The organism is Yersinia alsatica (assembly GCF_902170305.1).
Taxonomy (GTDB): Bacteria; Pseudomonadota; Gammaproteobacteria; order Enterobacterales; family Enterobacteriaceae; genus Yersinia; species Yersinia alsatica.
This window is the reverse complement of sequence record NZ_CABHWW010000028.1, coordinates 281,907-295,172: the sequence shown is the minus strand read 5'-3', so window position 1 is coordinate 295,172 and position 13,266 is coordinate 281,907. Positions and strand designations below refer to the sequence as shown.

The window sequence follows — 13,266 nt, the reverse complement described above, 5'->3', positions numbered from 1 at the left end:
AAACAGCACGTTAACTTGCTATCCATAATCATTATCTATAACCTGCCTGCTTTTCATCATCAGGCTGTTTTGAGATATGTTACGCAAACTTTTGTTCTTGCTGGTTTTATCCTCCCCACTGCTGGCTCTCCCTGGCTACAGCCAAAGCATTAATAACTTTTCCCAAGCCAAAACGGTCGCCGCGAAAATTAACCAAGATGCACCCGGCAGCTTTTATTGCGGCTGCAAGATTGACTGGCAAGGCAAAAAAGGTATTCCAAACCTGAAAAGTTGCGGCTATCAACCGAGAAAAAATGCCCAACGTGCAGCACGGATTGAATGGGAGCACGTGGTCCCAGCCTGGCAATTTGGCCATCAACGCCAATGCTGGCAACAAGGTGGGCGCAAGAATTGTGCTAAAGATCCGATCTATCGCCAGATAGAAACTGATTTGCATAACCTGCAACCGGCTATTGGCGAGGTCAATGGTGATCGCAATAACTTCATGTATTCCCAATGGAATGGTGGCAATGGCCAATATGGTCAATGTGAGATGAAGGTCGACTTCAAAAACAAACTAGCAGAACCACCAGCACGGTCACGCGGGGCAATAGCACGTACCTACTTTTATATGCGCGACCAATATCAATTGCGGCTTTCCAGTCAGCAAAGCAAACTGTTTGATGTCTGGAATCGTCAGTATCCTGTCACTCAATGGGAGTGCCAGCGTGACGAGCGAGTGGCAAAAGCACAAGGGAATCATAACCCTTATGTACAACAGGCTTGCCAGCAGCAAAAAGGCTAATCTAGTATACTGGTCAATATTTTCGTTTCGGGACCTAACTCATGCGCATACCCCGCATTTATCATCCGCAGCCTTTGCAGGCAAATACCGAACTGGCGCTGAGCGACGAAGCAGCCAATCACGTGGGCCGCGTACTGCGTATGGGCGAAGGACAAAGCCTGCAATTATTTGATGGTAGTAATCAGGTATTCGCGGCTGAAATCATTCGGGTCGATAAAAAAAACCTGATTGTCCGGCTGGCTGAAGGGCAACAAGAAGATCGTGAATCTCCCTTGAATCTGCATTTAGGCCAGGTGATTTCCCGCGGGGAGAAAATGGAGTTTACGGTACAAAAATCCATTGAACTGGGTGTCAACGTGATTACTCCGCTGTTTTCTGAGCGCTGCGGCGTTAAGCTGGATGGCGAACGTCTGGCGAAGAAAATTCAGCAATGGCAAAAGATTGCTATCGCCGCCTGCGAGCAATGTGGCCGCAATACTGTGCCAGAAATTCGCGAAGCCATGCAGCTCTCTGACTGGTGCGCGGAGCAAGATGACAGTCTGAAACTCAACCTGCACCCACGCGCCAGCAACAGCATTAATACCCTTCCCGCATCACTCAATAAAGTACGTTTGCTGATTGGCCCGGAAGGCGGCCTCTCTGCTGATGAAATTGCCATGACCTCGCGCCTTGGATTTACTGATATCCTGCTAGGACCGCGCGTTTTGCGTACCGAAACTACCGCCCTTACCGCCATCACTGCTTTGCAGGTGCGGTTTGGCGATCTGGGATAAATTTCGTTCCCATTAGGAGAGAATAATGATCAAGCTCGGCATCGTAATGGACCCAATCTCGTCCATTAATATTAAGAAAGACTCCAGCTTCGCTATGCTGTTGGAAGCACAGCGCCGTGGTTGGGAACTGCATTATATGGAGATGGGGGACCTTTATCTGCGTGGTGGCGATGGTCGCGCCCGCACCCGCCTGCTGAGTGTGAAGCAAGACAAAGAGAGCTGGTTCAGTTTTGGTGCGGAGCAAGATCTGCCGCTGCATGACCTTGATGTCATTTTAATGCGCAAAGATCCTCCATTTGATACTGAATTCATCTACGCCACCTATATTCTGGAACGCGCGGAAGATAAAGGTACGCTGGTGGTAAATAAGCCACAGAGTCTGCGCGACTGTAACGAGAAGCTGTTTACCGCGTGGTTCTCAGAGCTGACCCCAGATACGCTGGTGAGTCGCAGTAAAGAGCACATCCGCAAATTCCATCAGGAACATGGCGACATTATCCTTAAACCTTTGGATGGTATGGGCGGTACGTCGATATTCCGCGTGAAGCAGGATGATCCTAATCTATCCGTTATTATTGAGACCCTGACCGAACTGGGTAGCCGCTTCTGTATGGCACAAAACTTCCTGCCCGCCATTAAAGAGGGTGATAAACGGGTGTTGGTAGTGGATGGCGAACCGGTGCCTTACTGCCTGGCGCGTATCCCGGCTCAGGGTGAAACTCGCGGTAATCTGGCCGCTGGTGGCCGCGGTGAAGCTCGCCCACTCAGTGAAAGTGACTGGAAAATTGCCCGTGCGGTGGCTCCGGTGCTGAAGCAGAAAGGCCTGATTTTTGTCGGATTGGATATTATCGGTGATCGTCTAACTGAAATTAACGTTACCAGCCCAACCTGTATACGCGAGATTGAAGCCGCCTTCCCGGATGTTTCTATTACCGGCATGCTGATGGATGCCATTGAAGTTCGTTTGGCTAATAAAAAAGCGTAATTCGCCTCTCCAAAGAAATTGAAGTTGCAGTCAATCCCGATGAGCTTACTCCGGTAAGTGATTCGGGTTCTTCCCCAAGCCCCCTGTAATTTGCAGCATCATAAGCATCTAAATATAAACACAGAGTTAAAATTTCTTTCTAGGAAATATTCTATATTTAATTAAGAAAAAATAGCCTACTAATACCCCATCGTAATTTTTAATAAATAAAAAGACTGATTCAGCATGATTACTTTCTAGGAAATATTCTCGGTTTTATTGAGAATAATGTCTGAATCAACAACAACACCTCAGTGATTTTATTTTAAAGCTCACTTTTAATGTTCTTTTAATTCCATATAGACACAGAACTTAAATGAAAGAACACTTTTCACCTCTGATATAGCAACCACCTGCACGAAATGAAAAATAAACAAATAAAATCAATATTTTAATCAACATTAAAACTAACAGCCATGATGTCACAATCGAGAATTAATCCTGAAAAAAAATATTAAAAAAACATTAAATACAAAAAACAAATTCTGTAGCACACGAGCAACGTGTTGAGTGGGTTATTTTTAACCTATATCTTTGCCGCATCGATTGTTAAGCAATCCTCCCTATTATATTTAATATCTTTAAATCAGGATTAAACGAAACCATGAAAAAGCAAACTGTATTGCATACTCGTGTATTGCCATTATCACTTATTGTCTCTTATTTAGTTTCCGGTAATGCTTTCGCTAATGCTGGTATCCCTATTGCGAATAGCAGTGACGTTGATATCGTGACCACGGTAGAACAAGACATTACCGATACAGTAGCTAATGCCACCGAAGAAATGGAGAAAGCTAAAAAACAAGCTCAATCAGCAATCAAAAGATTTGCCGGTATAAAGGCCAAGGCTGATGTCTTGGATGTGAAAATAAAAGAGAAACAACAACAACTGGACAATGCCACTCAGTTAGAAAATGAGGTCAAAGCCCAGTTAGCTAATCACTTGGCATCATCAAAAGAGATCAAAAGCAGTATCGCTGCCCTGGACGAAAAAAAAGCAATCACAGAACAGGCGATAGCTTCAGCTCAACAGATTAAAGACAACGCGGATAACCAACTCTATAACGCAAGTATGCCTTTGGATTTGAACACTAAGGCGAAAGCAGCAGCAGAAAACAAATTACAACAAGCTGAAGAGACCCTAAATACAAAAACTACCGAGATGGCACAATTACAGTCAACTCTACAGCAAGCTAAAAGTGATAGTCAGCAGGCAGAGATAGCTAGAGCTGACTATCTGGAAAAGTTCAGAGCCACCACTGATAGTGCTGAAAAGAAATCGTATGAAGGTCTGTTTAAAGCTGAAGCCGACAAGTTAATCAACGCACAAACAACCATTAGAACGACAAACTGGCGGATGGAGAACACACAAGAAGAGATTGATGCAGCCATTGCGGATAAAACGTTACATAGCAATGCAATCATCAAGCACAATTCAACCATTGAACAAGCCCAGAAAGAGATCGTATTAGCGAAGCAGGCGCAAAAAGAAGCCCAAGCATTGCTAGAAGAGTCAAGCAAACAACTCGCCACACTTGAAGAAGAAAAAAACTCTAAATTGCAGCAAAAAAATGCTATCGATGCCGACTATAAAGTCGCAACTGACAAAGTGGGCGATACCGTTTTTGCACGCAGCAACGCGGAAAATGCATTTAAAACAGCAGAAAACGAAAAGAATAACTATGCACAGACACTCGCTGATGCTCAAACTGCAAGAAATGCCGCATTAAAAGTGCAACGCGACCTTGAGAAAGCAAAAGGCAGCATGGTTGCTACAGAGCAAGATGAAATCGATTTATCCGCCGCGAAAAACGAGGCTTTAACAGTAGCGAAAGATGCCAGCACACTGGATGCCAAAATTAACGGTGGCACTCAAAAGGTGCTAGCCGGTGGTGTAGCCAAAGGCAGTGTTATCACTGACGACGGCAAAGTAGATCTGGAAACTGGCTCCCTGGCGGAAAATACCGTCGTTGAAAACGGCACCCTAACCAATGACTCGGGCACGGATATCGGCACTGTCGTCTTAGCTGACGGCAAATATATTCTGACCGGCAGCGCCGTCTCTGAAAATGCCGTGATTTATGGTGACGAAGCCACCTTGTATAGTGGTGATTACATTGTCGATCCCAACTCACTGAATCCAGGGGTGCTGATCTCTGACCAGACCCAGACCAAAGGCATGACGATTAACACCCGTGCCATGGCGATGCTGAACAGTAAAGACGCTAACATGGCCAACACTCAGGTATCGGGCATGTTGTACAACGAAGCCGGTACTGACACCGGGACAAACATCCTTACGGGCGGTGTACTTATCGTCAACGGCACTGATGCCCTTTCCGTTAATGCCAATATCGCCAAAGGTGGCGAGGCAGTAGTGGTTAATGGCGGTACGGCCAGCAATATGGTTAGCGCCGGTAAAATCATTGCGGCTGATGGCGGTATCATTAACTCATTGACTATGCACGGCGGCTCCTTTGATTTATTGGACGGCGCTCAGGCCCGTGATGTAAAAACAACCCGTGGCATGGTGAAAGCTTTCGGCTCATTAAATGGCGCTGAACTGCATGAATCCGCACTGAGTATCGCTAATAGTGCGATGGTATCGGGTGCGCTGAAGGCGGATAAAAGCAGCATTATCAATATTGCTGCTGGCGCTAACACCGCTAATACCGACCTGACTCTGGCTGGGCAGATGACATTTTTTGCCGCCGAGCCAGAAGAAGCCACAGGTTTGCGCACTAAGCGCAGTATCGCCCGTGCCGCTGCTGCACCGCAAAGCCCGCACCACAGTTTTAAGTCAGTGGTGCTGAATGGCGGGACTGTCGATTTAACTCAGGTAGCCAGCAATACCCAACTGAAAATGGGCACCCTGAGCGGCAAAGGCCACTTTAAGCTGAACACTCTGAGCAATGCCACCGGCGCACCTATTCAGGTAATCGGTAAAGCTGACGGCAGCTTTGATATTGAAATTCAGGACAGTGGTGCCACGCCAACCAACCTGAATGTTATCCAGACCGGCAACGGCAGTAATGCCAGCTTTAAGCTCAACCGCAAAACCAGCCAGGGTAACTACCAATACGACCTGATAGATAATGGTAACGGCACCTTCCGGTTAGTGGCCGATACTCACAAACTGACGGCCAGCACTGCCGGTATTTTGGCAGTGGCGAACACCAGCCCGGTCATTTTTAATGCCGAACTGAGTTCCGTGAATAACCGTCTGGACCGGCTGGCGACCTTCTCTCATGAAGATGGCATCTGGCTGACTTACCTGAACAACAGTTTTAAGGTTAATGGTACCGCGACCAACTTTAATCAAACCTTAAACGGCGTAACACTGGGCGCAGATAAAACCGCCGAGATGGATAACGGCAGCATGACACTGGGTGGCTTTTTTAGTCACAGCAATTCATCAATTAAAACGGATTATCAAAGCTCTGGCAAAGTGGATAGCTATGCACTGGGGGCTTATGCCCTGTATCAGCACCGCAGCGGTTACTTTGTTAACGGCGTGCTGAAAGGCAACCAATTTAGCCAGGATGTTAATGTGGAGATGCGTGGTGCAGACACAGCAAAAGGCAACGCGAAGTTTACAGGTTTGGGTCTGGCCATTAAAGCCGGTAAAAACATCGAGCACGGCGCATTAACCGTGACACCTTATGCAGGTATCAGCGGCTTCAATGGCTTTGACAGTGACTATCAGTTATCCAACGGCATGAAGGCGCAGAGCAAAGGTAACCGCTCAGTTATCGGCACTGTTGGCGTGAATACCGGTTACCAAATTAACCTGAAAAATGGTGTCTCTATCAAGCCTTACACCACGTTATCAGTGGATCAGGAATTTGCGAAAGGTAACAAGATGGTGATTAACAATGAACAATTTAGTAATGATCTGTCTGGCACCCGCGCCAATGTAGGGCTGGGGATGAATGCCCAGTTGAGCAAGAATATTTCAGTGACTTCGGAAGTGAAATTCGCCAAGGGCAAGAATATCTCATCCCCGGTCACGGCAAATGTCGGTATCAGCTACAGCTTCTAATCTTACCCAGCAATAAAAGTGGGGGTGGCGTTTCTCTGAGCGCTCCCCCCGTGACTTTATCCTCATTTATCCGCATACTGACATCAGTTCATCCATTAACTCAGCGAATCCCCTATATAATATAATGAATTTACAGCATCATTTTCTTATAGCTATGCCTTCACTGCAGGACCCTCAATTTATGCGCTCAGTTATCTATATCTGTGAACATAACGAAGAGGGTGCGATGGGTTTGGTGATTAACAAACCTATGGACCAGTTCACCGTAGAGACGGTGCTGAAAAAGCTGAAAATCACCCCATCGCCACGAGACCCGGCAATTCGACTGGATAAACCGGTATTGGCGGGTGGCCCACTGGCAGAAGATCGCGGGTTTATCCTGCACTCGCCACGGGAAGGTTTCGGCTCCAGTATCCCTATCTCATCAGATACCATGATAACCACCTCCAAAGATGTATTGGAGACGTTAGGAACACCGGAACAGCCTAAAAATCTGCTGGTAGCACTAGGTTATGCGGGCTGGCAGCAGGGGCAATTAGAACAGGAATTGCTGGATAACGCCTGGTTGACCATTGAAGCAGATACCCAAATTCTGTTTCACACCCCTATTGCTGAACGTTGGCAAGCCGCAGCCAATAAATTGGGCATAAATATCTTTAACATTGCTCCGCAAGCAGGACACGCCTGATGGCTAATCGCACGATTGTTGCCTTTGATTTTGGGACTAAAAGTATCGGTGTGGCCATCGGTCAGGAAGTCACTGGCACCGCCAGAGCACTGACATCATTTAAAGCTCAAGATGGCACTCCGGACTGGCAAAAAGTCGAAAAACTGCTGAAAGAGTGGCAACCAGATTTAGTCGTTGTCGGGCTGCCATTGAATATGGATGGCACCGAGCAGCCACTAACGGCGCGCGCACGTCGATTTGCTAACCGTCTGCATGGCCGATTTGGTGTACAGATAGCCTTACAGGATGAACGTCTTAGCACTGTTGAAGCACGCGCTAATTTGTTTGATAGCGGGGGCTATCGTGCTCTGGATAAAGGCAGTGTCGACGCGGCTTCCGCAGTCATCATTCTGGAAAGTTGGTTTGATGAACAAGCCGGCTGAATAGGTTCATTTGATATTATCACCGGCTATTTTCCACTTTCCATTTCTGCGGCCTAAACCGACAATCCCTGCATAACATGGCACCCAAGCCCGTGGAATTGTATACTGCCTTTATATCTTTCGTACTTGAAGCTGCGGGGTTGTTAGTTTCCTGCATTTACCTGAATAAGCTCATCAGGATTCGTTTGTTTGCCGCCTACCCGCAACACCAAGTTCTGTAGGTAAATGCCAATCAGCGGCTCAAAATATTGCGCACCCCACGTGGGTGTTTTTTACATTTATTGAGGTTTTCTCATGACAAAAGTAACTGTTGCTGCGACTCAAATGGCCTGTTCCTGGGATCTGCCTAAGAACATTGAAAATGCCGAGAAACTGGTACGTCAGGCACATGCCAAGGGCGCACAGATAATCTTGATTCAGGAGCTGTTTGCCGCACCTTATTTCTGTATTGATCAAAGCCCGGAACATTATGCACTGGCCCAAGAGCTGGATAATAGCCCGTTGATCCAACACTTTGCCAAGCTGGCAGCAGAGCTGGAAGTGGTACTGCCACTGAGTTTCTTTGAGAAAGCCAACAATGCTTATTATAACTCACTGGTCATGATTGATGCTGATGGCACCGTTATGGATGTCTACCGTAAAACTCACATTCCTAATGGCCCAGCTTATCAAGAAAAACAATTCTTTATCCCCGGCGATACCGGTTTTAAAGTTTGGCAAACCCGCTACGCTAAAGTGGGCGTGGGCATCTGTTGGGATCAATGGTTCCCTGAAACAGCTCGCAGCCTGGCTCTGCTGGGTGCGGAAGTTATCTTCTACCCAACAGCGATTGGTTCTGAGCCTGCCTATCCTGAAATCGACAGCCAACCGCACTGGACTCGCGTTCAGCAAGGCCACGCTGCGGCAAATCTGGTGCCCGTGATTGCCTCTAACCGCATTGGTACCGAGAAGAGCAAATTTATCGATGGTCTGGAAATGACCTTCTATGGCTCTTCGTTTATTGCTGACCAAACCGGTGCTCTGTTGGCTCAGGCCAACAAAACTGACGAAGCTGTTTTGGTGCACGAATTTGATTTGCAGGAAATTGCCGCCCAGCGCGCGTCATGGGGCTTGTTCCGCGATCGCCGCCCAGAAATGTATCAAGCATTAGCCACTTCTGACGGCAAGACCCGGAGATAATTTATGTCGGCACAAGACAAGGTTTTACAAGGTTCACCGGCACTGTCTGGTACCCCACTGCAGGACGGTTTCTTTATGCCTGCTGAATGGGCTAAACAAGACGCCGTCTGGATGCTGTGGCCATATCGTCAGGATAACTGGCGCGGCAAAGGCATTCCTGCGCAGCAGACGTTTGCCAAAGTTGCAGAAGCCATCAGCCGCACTACGCCGGTGTTTATGGGCGTGCCAGCCGAATTTATGACACAGGCAAAAACCACGCTGCCGGCCAGTGTCACATTGGTAGAAATGGCCAGTGATGATGCCTGGATGCGCGATACTGGCCCAACCATGGTTATCAACGGGGCTGGCGAGCGCCGTGCTGTTGACTGGCAATTTAATGCCTGGGGCGGCCTTAATGGCGGTTTATACAGTGACTGGCAGCAAGATGAGAAAGTTGCCGTTCAAGTCAGTGACTTCCTGAATAATGCCCATTACCGCGCGCCACTGATACTAGAGGGCGGCTCTATTCATACCGATGGTGAAGGCACATTGCTCACCACGGCTGAATGTTTGCTCAATCCCAACCGTAATCCACACTTGAATCAAGCGCAGATTGAGCAGTTACTGCGTGAATATCTTGGCGTCACGCATTTCATCTGGCTACAGGATGGCGTTTATAACGATGAGACCGATGGTCACATCGATAATATGTGCTGTTTTGTGCACCCGGGTGAAGTGGCTTTGCATTGGACTGACGATCAGCAAGATCCACAATACGCACGTTCTGTAGCGGCTTTTGAAGTGCTGTCCAATGCCGTCGATGCCAAAGGCCGCAAGCTGAAAATCTGGAAGCTACCCGCACCAGGCCCACTGTATAACACCGAAGCAGAGACCTTCGATGTGCTGTCCAGTGATGCAGTACCCCGTACCGCCGGTGAGCGGTTGGCCGGATCTTATGTCAATTTCCTGATCAGCAATCAGCAGATTATTTACCCGTTGCTCGATAGCCGTACTGATGGGTTGGCACAAGACCTGTTACAGCAAATGTTCCCTGACTATGCGATTGTCGGAGTTCCTGCTCGTGAGATCCTGTTGGGGGGCGGTAATATTCACTGCATTACTCAGCAGATCCCCGCCGCATAATGACTCTTTGAACTTAAAGCCGCTACCCCGTTAGCGGCTTTTAATCACGCCCCACTTCCCTGCACCTAACAGCCCGAAGCCACCCTAAACAAAATTTACATCTGCTGCCTGCAAGATTGTCGCCCTAATGACAATTATCACTGCTGGCAAATACTCCCTGCTGTTGCCGCTGCGCCATGCCCTGCTCAAAGCTTTGCATCCCCCATTGCCCACCAGCTTGTATCACGGTAGGTAATTGATAAGTTTTACCTTCACGAATCAAGTGACTGGCTGCAGTGGTTTGCGTCAGGATTTCAAATACTGCAATACGCCCGCCACCTGCTTTTGCACACAGTTTTTGCGCAATCACCCCACGTAAGCTGGCGGCTAATTGCGCCTGAATAACCACTTTCTCTGCTGCGGGAAAAACATCAACCAGCCGATCTATGGCCTGAGTTGCGGTGCGAGTATGTAATGTCGCTAACACCAAATGCCCTGTTTCAGCCGCAGTCAGGGCCAATCGAATAGATTTTTGATCCCTTAGCTCCCCCAGCAAAATGATATCTGGATCTTGTCGCAGTGCCCCACTTAAGGCACTGCTAAAAGAGTCGGTATGGCGACCAAGCTCGCGCTGTTGGATCAAACAAGATCTGCTGCTATGAATAAACTCGATCGGATCTTCTAACGTGATGATATGGCGTGCTTGTTTCTGATTGATAGCATTGACCATCGCACTCAAGGTGGTGGATTTACCACTGCCCGTCGCGCCCGTGACCAAAATCAGCCCATTCTCTTGCTCAATAAGTTGATGAATAATGGGAGGAACATCCAATTCCTCCAGCAATGGGCAACTGGCTGAAATAATACGAAAAGCTATCGACAACCCTTGCTGTTGCTGAAAAATATTGGCCCGCAGCCGCTGCCCCGCAACAGTGGTACAGGCACAATCAACCTGCCCCAGATGTCGTAATCGATTTTGTTGCGCCTCACTCAACAAATGTCGACTTAGCCCATTGAGCCAACCCGCGCTGATTCGAGGCCAATGGCTGAAGGTTTTCAATTCCCCCTCAATGCGTAATACCGGGTGATAACCGGTACAAAGATGCAGATCCGATGCATTATGATTTACACTACTCGCCACCTTATTTTCGAAATCCTGTTCAGTGAAGTTATCGTCGAGATGTTTAGGGTTTTCTAAATCAATGCTTTTGGCGGGAATACCGCTAAATACAGGGTCAGCCGAGTCGGTGTTTTTATCATCCTGACAGGTGAAATCCATATCAAACTCCTGGGTCCATATGAGCACAATTGAGCAAAATCTACAGGATGTCAGAACGCGAATCGCAACCGCTGCACGCAATTGCGCGCGCTCTCCAGAAGAAGTGACATTGCTTGCAGTCAGTAAAACCAAACCTGTGACAGCTATCGAAGAAGCCATCGCTGCCGGGCAATACGCTTTTGGGGAAAATTATGTGCAGGAAGGGGTGGATAAAATCCACTATTTCGCTGATAGCCTCCATGCAAACAATCTTGAATGGCACTTTATCGGCCCGTTGCAATCCAATAAAAGCAGATTAGTGGCAGAAAATTTTGCCTGGTGTCATACCGTCGATAGGCTCAAAATTGCCCAACGCCTAAGTGCTCAACGTCCAAGCGAGATGCCCGCGCTGAACGTACTGATTCAAGTCAATATCAGTGATGAGCAAAGTAAATCGGGCATTGCCTTGGCAGAACTGCCCGCACTCGCAGCCAGTATTAGTGAATTACCTCAGCTGCATTTACGCGGGCTAATGGCTATTCCTGCACCAGAAACAGATTATCAGCGACAACTGGCAGTATTTGAGCAAATGAATCAGGCTTTCTTGACTTTAAAAGCCAGCTACCCTCAGATGGATACGCTTTCCATGGGTATGACGGATGATATGGCAGCAGCCATTGCTGCTGGCAGTACGTTAGTGCGTATTGGCACCGCCATTTTCGGCTCCCGCGCGTAAACATCCAATGTAATTTGAGCCGTTTTTGAGCCGCTAACGCCATTGTGGCTTCAAGTATATAAATAGGTTACCCAAAGTAATTGACGTCACAGCAAGGCAGCCAGCGAACTCATCCCGATGAGCTTACACAGGTAAGTGATTCGGGTTAGTGAGAGCCGCTAACGCCGCTGTGGCTTCAAGTACATAAATAGGTTACCCAAAGTAATTGGAGTCGCAGCAAGGCAGCCAGCGAACTCATCCCGATGAGCTTACACAGGTAAGTGATTCGGGTTAGTGAGGGCCGCTAACGCCGCTGTGGCTTCAAGTACGAAGGGTAAAGGAGAAATTATTCAATGCAGCATCGCTACATAACATTCATTGGCGCGGGCAATATGGCGCGCGCGATTATCGCAGGTTTGGTTGCCGGTGGTTATCCGGCAGCAATGATTAGCGTTTGTGCACCTTCAGCTAAAAACCGTGATGCGCTGGCTGCTGAATTTGGTGTCATCAGCAGTGATGATAATATTGCTCAGGCACAAAAGGCTGAAGTGGTGGTTTTGGCGGTTAAACCTCAATTAATGGCTGCGGTATGCCAGCCTTTGCAGGAGAGTGTCGATTTCAGCGGTAAACTGGTACTGTCCATTGCAGCTGGGGTACAAGTTGAACGTTTCTATGCATTATTGGGGAGTAATACCCTCAATCTGGTGCGCATAATGCCCAATACTCCATCGCTGGTGGGGAAAGGCATGAGTGGCCTTTATGCTCCAGAACAGGTTGCGCCGGTAGATCGTGATTTCACGGCTTCGCTGATGAGTTCAGTTGGTAAAGTTTGTTGGGTGAATGACGAAAACGGCATTAATAGTGTAATTGCCGCCGCAGGCAGTGCACCGGCTTATTTCTTCCTGTTTATGGAAGCAATGCAGCAAGAGGCTGAGCGACTAGGTTTTGACAGTGAAACCGCCCGCTTGCTGGTGCAACAAGCCGCCTCCGGGGCCACAGCCTTGGTGGAGGCCAACCCGCAATTGCCTCTGTCGACCTTGCGCGAGCAGGTCACCTCTAAAGGAGGAACCACAGCGGAGGCAATAAGGGTGTTTAATGAGCAACATTTGTCAGAAACCGTTGCCAGCGCCATGCAAGCTGCTATCGTGCGAGCAAAAGAGATGGAAAAGCTGTTCTAGCGGCAGCAAAAATTTACAAAATCCGACACTCCCCCTGTCACTTTCTCGTTAAGATAGGGGTCTATAAGTATGCGAATACATTTTCATTTATACGTATACCCA

Annotated in this window: 11 protein-coding genes; 10 read left to right on the top strand and 1 reads right to left on the bottom strand. The window is 48.0% G+C overall.

Annotated features, from left to right (window positions below):
- Positions 1 to 76: 76 nt before the first annotated feature.
- From endA to aguA, 8 genes are all read left to right on the top strand, one after another.
- Positions 77 to 784 (top strand): deoxyribonuclease I, encoded by a 708-nt coding sequence (gene endA, locus FTA96_RS18425; RefSeq protein ID WP_050124056.1) that lies wholly within the window; start codon positions 77 to 79, stop codon positions 782 to 784.
- Positions 785 to 825: 41 nt separating this feature from the next.
- Positions 826 to 1,557 (top strand): 16S rRNA (uracil(1498)-N(3))-methyltransferase, encoded by a 732-nt coding sequence (gene rsmE / locus FTA96_RS18420; RefSeq protein WP_050109891.1) that lies wholly within the window; start codon positions 826 to 828, stop codon positions 1,555 to 1,557.
- A 25-nt stretch (positions 1,558 to 1,582) separates the two neighbouring features.
- Complete coding sequence (gshB, locus tag FTA96_RS18415; protein WP_050124055.1) at positions 1,583 to 2,542, top strand: glutathione synthase; 960 nt, start codon at positions 1,583 to 1,585, stop codon at positions 2,540 to 2,542.
- A 643-nt stretch (positions 2,543 to 3,185) separates the two neighbouring features.
- On the top strand, positions 3,186 to 6,623 hold the full coding sequence (locus tag FTA96_RS18410) for an autotransporter outer membrane beta-barrel domain-containing protein (protein ID WP_145574513.1): 3,438 nt from the start codon (positions 3,186 to 3,188) through the stop codon (positions 6,621 to 6,623).
- Positions 6,624 to 6,747: 124 nt separating this feature from the next.
- A complete protein-coding gene (locus FTA96_RS18405; protein WP_050124053.1) occupies positions 6,748 to 7,311 on the top strand; it encodes a YqgE/AlgH family protein in 564 nt (187 codons plus the stop codon).
- Complete coding sequence (gene ruvX / locus FTA96_RS18400; RefSeq protein ID WP_005157116.1) at positions 7,311 to 7,733, top strand: Holliday junction resolvase RuvX; 423 nt, start codon at positions 7,311 to 7,313, stop codon at positions 7,731 to 7,733. Before FTA96_RS18405 ends, ruvX begins: the two co-directional genes overlap by 1 nt.
- A 294-nt stretch (positions 7,734 to 8,027) precedes the next feature.
- Positions 8,028 to 8,912: an N-carbamoylputrescine amidase gene (gene aguB / locus FTA96_RS18395; RefSeq protein ID WP_050109895.1), complete on the top strand. Its 885-nt coding sequence runs from the start codon at positions 8,028 to 8,030 to the stop codon at positions 8,910 to 8,912.
- 3 nt (positions 8,913 to 8,915) lie between these two features.
- Positions 8,916 to 10,034: an agmatine deiminase gene (gene aguA, locus FTA96_RS18390; protein ID WP_050146618.1), complete on the top strand. Its 1,119-nt coding sequence runs from the start codon at positions 8,916 to 8,918 to the stop codon at positions 10,032 to 10,034.
- A 124-nt stretch (positions 10,035 to 10,158) separates the two neighbouring features.
- Here the strand turns inward: aguA and FTA96_RS18385 are convergent, their stop codons facing one another.
- Positions 10,159 to 11,292 (bottom strand): type IV pilus twitching motility protein PilT, encoded by a 1,134-nt coding sequence (locus FTA96_RS18385; RefSeq protein ID WP_186372896.1) that lies wholly within the window; start codon positions 11,290 to 11,292, stop codon positions 10,159 to 10,161.
- A 19-nt stretch (positions 11,293 to 11,311) separates the two neighbouring features.
- Between FTA96_RS18385 and FTA96_RS18380 the strand changes: the two genes are divergently transcribed.
- The gene (locus FTA96_RS18380) at positions 11,312 to 12,007 is read left to right on the top strand and encodes a YggS family pyridoxal phosphate-dependent enzyme (RefSeq protein ID WP_145574511.1); all 696 of its coding nucleotides are present in this window, start codon (positions 11,312 to 11,314) and stop codon (positions 12,005 to 12,007) included.
- Positions 12,008 to 12,339: 332 nt separating this feature from the next.
- A complete protein-coding gene (gene proC / locus FTA96_RS18375; protein ID WP_050111208.1) occupies positions 12,340 to 13,164 on the top strand; it encodes a pyrroline-5-carboxylate reductase in 825 nt (274 codons plus the stop codon).
- Positions 13,165 to 13,266: the final 102 nt, after the last annotated feature.

Coding starts and splice junctions, on each gene's coding strand:
- FTA96_RS18380 (WP_145574511.1), top strand. CDS start 11,312: ATGAGCACAATTGAGCAAAATCTACAGGATGTCAGAACGCGAATCGCA.
- aguB (WP_050109895.1), top strand. CDS start 8,028: ATGACAAAAGTAACTGTTGCTGCGACTCAAATGGCCTGTTCCTGGGAT.
- FTA96_RS18405 (WP_050124053.1), top strand. CDS start 6,748: ATGAATTTACAGCATCATTTTCTTATAGCTATGCCTTCACTGCAGGAC.
- aguA (WP_050146618.1), top strand. CDS start 8,916: ATGTCGGCACAAGACAAGGTTTTACAAGGTTCACCGGCACTGTCTGGT.
- endA (WP_050124056.1), top strand. CDS start 77: ATGTTACGCAAACTTTTGTTCTTGCTGGTTTTATCCTCCCCACTGCTG.
- gshB (WP_050124055.1), top strand. CDS start 1,583: ATGATCAAGCTCGGCATCGTAATGGACCCAATCTCGTCCATTAATATT.
- rsmE (WP_050109891.1), top strand. CDS start 826: ATGCGCATACCCCGCATTTATCATCCGCAGCCTTTGCAGGCAAATACC.
- proC (WP_050111208.1), top strand. CDS start 12,340: ATGCAGCATCGCTACATAACATTCATTGGCGCGGGCAATATGGCGCGC.
- ruvX (WP_005157116.1), top strand. CDS start 7,311: ATGGCTAATCGCACGATTGTTGCCTTTGATTTTGGGACTAAAAGTATC.
- FTA96_RS18410 (WP_145574513.1), top strand. CDS start 3,186: ATGAAAAAGCAAACTGTATTGCATACTCGTGTATTGCCATTATCACTT.
- FTA96_RS18385 (WP_186372896.1), bottom strand. CDS start 11,292: ATGGATTTCACCTGTCAGGATGATAAAAACACCGACTCGGCTGACCCT.